Origin of the sequence: Streptomyces sp. M2CJ-2, from assembly GCF_016757295.1 — a bacterium.
Taxonomy (GTDB): domain Bacteria; phylum Actinomycetota; class Actinomycetes; order Streptomycetales; family Streptomycetaceae; genus Streptomyces.
The window spans coordinates 1-4,624 of record NZ_JAESIF010000161.1 but is presented as its reverse complement, the minus strand read 5'-3'; the positions used below and the strand labels follow the sequence as shown (position 1 = coordinate 4,624).

At 68.3% G+C, this 4,624-nt stretch carries 4 protein-coding genes and 1 pseudogene; all 5 read right to left on the bottom strand.

Going from position 1 to position 4,624, the window contains the following annotated elements; genetic code table 11:
• Nucleotides 1-521: 521 nt before the first annotated feature.
• The gene (locus JL475_RS38085) at nt 522-1,280 is read right to left on the bottom strand and encodes an IS6 family transposase (RefSeq protein WP_202282781.1); all 759 of its coding nucleotides are present in this window, start codon (nt 1,278-1,280) and stop codon (nt 522-524) included.
• A gap of 171 nt (nt 1,281-1,451) precedes the next feature.
• Nucleotides 1,452-1,658: pseudogene (locus JL475_RS41630) on the bottom strand (HTH domain-containing protein); the annotation flags it as partial.
• Between the two features lie 449 nt (nt 1,659-2,107).
• Entirely contained in the window at nt 2,108-3,016 is a 909-nt protein-coding gene (locus JL475_RS38075) for a transporter substrate-binding domain-containing protein (RefSeq protein WP_202282780.1), read from the bottom strand.
• 25 nt (nt 3,017-3,041) lie between these two features.
• On the bottom strand, nt 3,042-3,848 hold the full coding sequence (locus JL475_RS38070) for a hypothetical protein (RefSeq protein ID WP_202282779.1): 807 nt from the start codon (nt 3,846-3,848) through the stop codon (nt 3,042-3,044).
• Nucleotides 3,845-4,309 carry a hypothetical protein gene (locus tag JL475_RS38065; protein WP_202282778.1) on the bottom strand — a complete coding sequence of 155 codons (465 nt, stop codon included), beginning with the start codon at nt 4,307-4,309 and terminating at the stop codon, nt 3,845-3,847. The genes JL475_RS38070 and JL475_RS38065 overlap by 4 nt, the downstream gene beginning before the upstream one ends.
• Nucleotides 4,310-4,624: the final 315 nt, after the last annotated feature.

The window sequence follows — 4,624 nt, the reverse complement described above, 5'->3', positions numbered from 1 at the left end:
CTGCGCGGCGCCATCATCTGGCTGCGCAGCCTTGCCCCCGCCACATGATCACGATCCCGAACAGGCCCTAGCCCCCTCGTTCCACCTGCTGAAGCTGTGAAACCGCACGGCCTCGGCGTCCCCGGCACGGACACCGCGCCCGGGGGCGCCGAGGCCGTGCAGCGAGCCACGTTCACTGCTCGGCCACAGCCGAGCGTCAGCGCGTGCACGTAACCGGTCGACCGCCGCCGGTGCCGAGGAGTACGGACACGCCTACTGGGGCAGCCTGGAGCACCACACGACCGTTCACATGGCTGGGGACCGGGGCACCGAAGCCGCCACTGCTCGGGCTGCCGTACGCCGGTGGGCAAGTGACGTGGCCTGAGCCGCCTCTGCACCACATGTGGGCGGGCGTCACATACCACCCCCGCGCCCCGCGCGGAGGTTCCGCAGCCACCGCTGCCACGGGCGTTGTCACGTTGGTGGGGTGTTGATCGATCGAGGGCGCGTTAGGGCGTGGAGGGGTCGGGCGGGGGCCTGGGTCACGCCGCGGTGGGCAGGACAGTGACGCCGGTGATCTGCTCCCAGATGGCGAAGCGGACGGTCATCTCGGCGCGGTGGTCGGGAGCGGTCATCAGGTGACGGTGGGGGCGGAAGTGGGGTGAGATGCCGCTGAACGCGGCCAGGAACCGCTGGGCCCCGCCGACGCTGCGGAAGCCTTTCATGGCGCGTTCCCGCTGCCGGGTGGGCTGATGACTGTTCTCCGCCCGGTTGTTCAGGCCCTTGTGCGAGCGGTGTTCCACCGAGGGCATGACCTCGCGGTGCGCCGCGCCGTAGGAACGGAGCTTGTCGGTGACGACCACCCGCGGCACGGCCCCGATTCCCTTGAGGAGCCGACGGAAGAAGCGCCTGGCCGCGGCCTTGTCCCGCCTGTTCTGGACGAGGACGTCCAGCACGTTGCCGTCCTGGTCGACCGCGCGCCAGAGGTACTTCTGCTCGCCGTTGATCGTGAGGAAGACCTCGTCCAGGTGCCACTTATCGCCCGGCCTCGCACGCCGGCGGCGCAGCGCGTTGGCGTAGGCCTGCCCGAACTTCAGACACCACCGGCGGATCGTCTCGTGGGACACGATGACGCCGCGCTCGAGCATCAACTCCTCGACTTCCCGGAAGCTGAGCGGGAAGCGGAAGTACAGCCAGACGCAGTGGGAGATGATCTCCACCGGGTACCGGTGGCCCTTGTACGACGGCGACACGGGCGACACGAACGAACCCCTCCCCGGCACGATCAACTTCAAGATCATCCCAGGCCGGTCAGCCAACGTGACAACGCCCCAAAAACGTCAGCCCCAGATCGGCATCCGTGTCACCACCCGAAACTCCCACCACAGCACGCTGAACAGCAGAAAACCGATACCTACCGCACTGACACCACCATGCCGAACCACCACCGACAAAAACTTACAGATCATCACGGCGCGGTAGCGCTCCACCGTGCGGCGCGAGACGCCCAGGCGCTCCGCCAGGGCCTTGGTGGACCCCTTCGCCGGCGTGAGAAGGAATTTCACCTGTGCCCTTGCGGATTTCGGCGCGGGCCGGGTGAACACGCCTCGCTCCGCCCGTGCGAGGGCCTCCAGGACCTTGCCGCGGCGCGGGGCCGGCTGCTGCTCGTCATCGCTCATGCGACCAGTTGGCCATGGGGAGCCTGTGGACAGAGACCGGTGCCCGCGCACGTCGCGCCGGGCGCCGGTGCCTCGGCGTCCGTCCGTACGGTGGGGGCATGATGACGTCCTCCGCCCCCGAGCCGGTGCCGGTGCCCATCCGGGTGCTGCTGCCCGGGGACCAGGAGGTCGTCGCGCACCTGTGGTCCAGGCGCCAAGCGCCCGACGGCTGGAGGTACGAGGTTGGCCTACCGGCGTACCGCAACGGTCCCGACGGTGACGTCACCCTCGTCGCCACCTATCGACAACTCGCTCGCTGGACCGAGAGAGGAATGATCAAGAGAGTCCGCACCGGCCGCTACACGGCCATCACACAGACGACGGATCCCTCGCGGGACCTGTGTAAACGCTAACTACCCGGCCTTGGTGGAACTTCAGGCAGTCACGCACCCAACAACGTGACAACGCCGTCAGTCGTCCACCTTCGCGTTTCCCGGCTTGTCGCGGCAGGAGTAGCGGTCGATATCGTCGTCGGTGGGCCTGGCCTCGTCGCGGATGGCCTTGGGGACGCGGGGCAGATTGTTCTGGAAGTCCCGGTCCCAGTCGTTGCTGCGCGCGTAGTCCATGAGGGCCTGCTGGAGCTTCCTGCAGTCGTCGCGGTGGCCCTTAACCATGGCGATGCCGTAGTCGTTGAACGCGCCGAACGTCAGGGCTCGTTCGACGGTGAGACCGGGGTCGTCTTCCATGAATCCGTAGAGAATCAGCTGGTCGGTGGAGACGGCGTCGACTGTCTTCTCCCGCAGTCTTCTGACGCAGTCCCGCGCGTCTGTTTCTGTGGCAGTGCGGATGTCGCCGTACGCCTTTCTCTCCAGCTCCGCTGCGGAGGTGGTGCCTTTCCAGACACAGACAAGCTGTCCGTTGAGGTCGCTGAGGCGCTTGTAGCGTCCGGAGTCCTCGGTCCGTACAAGGACACCCTGTTGAGTGGATGCGTAGGGGCCCACGAAGTCGAGCCCGTCACCGTCTTCCGACCTCGGCGCCATTCTGTCCGTCGTGATCGAATAGGTGGCCGCGACGAGCTGGATGTCCCCCTCATGCAGGTCGCGGGCCCGGTTCTCGGACAGGACGCCTTCGAAATCCAGGGACTTGACCCCCACTCTGTCGAGCACTTCCCGGGCGACTGTGATGTCGAACCCGTTGAACTCGCCGTCGTGAGGTGAGTAGCTCGTGCCCGGCTGATCGCTCTTGGCGCCGACCTCGATCCTCCCTTCGGCGAACAGCGACGGGGGCTCCGAGGAGCAGCCGGCCAGGGCAGCTCCCACAAGGGCCGCCCCGGCGGCCCCGGTGCGGATCGCGCGGGAACGGTGCCGTGTTCTGTCCATGAACGGTCCTCACAGTCGTCTCGGTTCAGTTGTTGTGCAGCGTTCCGCGGGCCTGCGCAAGGCGCATGGAGCAGCCTGTCTCCGGCCACACGTCGACCGCGAATCGGACCGCTCCCTCGCGCCCGCCGAGGTCGAAGTCGACAGTCGACTGCGCGGGCACCTCCCGCGCGTTCGGGGTGATGCCCGGGGTGACGGCGGTGATCGTCGCTGTGGTCCTGCCGACGCAGGTGGGTGTGCTCGGATCGTCGTCGATGATGGTCAGCACCAGACGCAGCTTGTCCCGTACGTCGCCGGAGGCCGGCCGCGTCATCTCCACTGTGAGTGTGCCGCCGGTGTCGCCCACGGGCTGCGTGCCCCGGATGGCCATCTCCACGCCGACCTCGCCGGTGCGGTCGACGTCCACCCAGGCAAGCGCGCCGCCACCGCAGCAGAGCGCGGCGGCGCCGACGAGGATGGCGCGGGCCGTCCTGCGCCGCCGTGTGTCGGCGGCCTGCTGTACAGCGTCGCAGGTCTGCCCGGTCCGGTCGGCCGGGTACAGGGCGGCGGCGCCGGCGATCAGCAGAGCGAGGGCCACGAGGACGTAGAACCACACGTACTGGATCTGCGGGCCGCCGGGCCACTGGGCGACGGCGAAGACAACGAAGCCGATGGTCGCGGCGATGACGAGACAGACGGACACAGGGAGCCATGCGACGTGCGTCAACGGCCGCTTGAGCTCCCATTTGAACGTGGCGTTGTCACCGACCGAGCCGAACGAGGACGAGCCGACGCCACGGGAGCTGACGTTGCCGGCCTCGGAGCTCCTGCCCGCGCCGGGGCCGGCGGAGCTCACGCTCCGTCCCCGTGACGGCTGCCGCCGCCGAAGTGGAAGGTGGCGCCGTCCCCCACCGAGCCGATGGCGGCGGAGTTCGGGCCGTGGGCCGTGACGTGGTACGTGCGGGTGGGCGCCGGGGCGGCTGCCATGAGTTCCGCCAGGCGGGCCTCGTCCGGACGGCGGTCCCGCTGTTCGCCGAGCCACGCCGTCAGGGCCTCGGCCAGCCGCTGCCTGTCCTCGGGGGAGAGCGCGCCGAGCATCTGGTCGGCGCGCTGTTCGCTGCGGCCCTCGGGCAGGGCAATCGGGGTGTCCTCGCCGCTGCCGCGGCGGAAGAGCCTGCGAAAGTAGCCCTGGCCCACGTCGATCGACCCGTCCGTGATGCGCTGTGCGGCACTCGCCACCATGGCGGCGCCCAAGGTCTCGGCCGCCAGCGAGAAGTAGGTGGCGAGTTCAGCGGAGATTTCAGGAAGACTGGTCATGGACGCCCCCGCCACTGGCCTCTAGTGTGCTGCTTCAACACTGTCAACTCTCCTATGGTAAAGGTTTGTTGATGTTCCTGACAGGTGTGCCAGGCATGTTCTGTGTAGGCGTGCGTGAGGCCTGATCGGGTGCGTCCGACCAGGCAGTGGCAAGGATTTACGCGGCGTTTCCACGACCGTCGCCCGACAGCACTCGCCGCACAACCCGTGGTCGACAGGGCGAACGTTGCCTGATGCGGGACTAGGGCCTGTTCGGGGTCGTGATCTCGGTTCCGATGCCCGCATCCGGCGAGGGCGGCCGAGCTGGTAGAACAC

Bases quoted from the DNA above. Each gene is read 5' to 3' on its own strand.
- JL475_RS38085 (WP_202282781.1), bottom strand. From the start codon at position 1,280: ATGATCTTGAAGTTGATCGTGCCGGGGAGGGGTTCGTTCGTGTCGCCC.
- JL475_RS38065 (WP_202282778.1), bottom strand. From the start codon at position 4,309: ATGACCAGTCTTCCTGAAATCTCCGCTGAACTCGCCACCTACTTCTCG.
- JL475_RS38075 (WP_202282780.1), bottom strand. From the start codon at position 3,016: ATGGACAGAACACGGCACCGTTCCCGCGCGATCCGCACCGGGGCCGCC.